This window comes from Acrocarpospora macrocephala (assembly GCF_009687865.1).
Taxonomy (GTDB): domain Bacteria; phylum Actinomycetota; class Actinomycetes; order Streptosporangiales; family Streptosporangiaceae; genus Acrocarpospora; species Acrocarpospora macrocephala.
This window is the reverse complement of record NZ_BLAE01000165.1, coordinates 1-910: the sequence shown is the minus strand read 5'-3', so window position 1 is coordinate 910 and position 910 is coordinate 1. Positions and strand designations below refer to the sequence as shown.

The window sequence follows — 910 nt, the reverse complement described above, 5'->3', positions numbered from 1 at the left end:
CGCCGCCACGTCACCGAGACCATCGCCGTTGAAATCGGCCCGCATTCCTGAAGCACCCGTAGGAGGTGTGGAGGGCGGCTCCATGGTCCACAAGGCGTCGACGAGTAGCTGGGCGTCGTGAACCTCTTTTGCGTAGGCGTCCGGGACCGCTGATACCTGTACGGTCTGACAGATGCTCCCGATGTCCCCGCTCATCCAGCTGTTGTTGGGGAACTTGCGCAGCATGGCGTTGAGGAACGCGTTGGTGGCGTACACCGGATCGGTCAACTGGTCGGAAGTGCCCCAGCCCTGCGACGGACGCTGCTGGAACAGCCCCAGGCTGTCGTGATCGACGGCGACGGTGTAGTTGTGCAGGGTGCTCTCCGTGATGGCGGTGGTCACGGCGATCACAGCTGCTCGCTTGTCCAGGTTCCGGTTCTTGGTCGTGGTGGTGATGATCCGGGCGCATGAGACGTTGTACGCATTCACGCTCGTGCCCAGGCGCGCGCCGTTCATCTGCGGTCGCACCTGGTCGGCGATGGCGGTGTCGGTCCCGGTCTCCCCATCCGGTGCGCATGCGGCATAGGGGATCGACGCCGCGATCGCGGCCGGCACCGGCGGGCCCGCCGCACCGGGGATGCCGGCCGTGGGTGTCGGATCAGGCACCTGCGCCGACGCGCTGCCGATACCAGTGGAGAGGAAGCCGCCGAGCAGAGCGGCCAGGACGACGAGAAGGCGGGAAGCAGTCGTGCGGGGGGTCTTACGACGACGGGCGTGGGAAGAGTCCGTGTTCATGTTCTTCTCCTGGGGGATCGGTCGCTCTGGGGGTACGTGGTCGGAGATCCGGCCATCAGCGGGCGCGCGTGCCTGGGCACGCCCGCTGATAGGGCCGTGGAATTCCGCCCGTGGTCAGGGCCGTCTGGAGGTCAGA

The 910-nt window shown here is 66.8% G+C and carries 1 protein-coding gene; it reads right to left on the bottom strand.

The features are described 5' to 3' along the window. The coding region (locus Amac_RS53435; RefSeq protein ID WP_218041823.1) for a hypothetical protein at window positions 1-774 on the bottom strand (774 nt) is incomplete at its 3' end. Window positions 775-910: the final 136 nt, after the last annotated feature.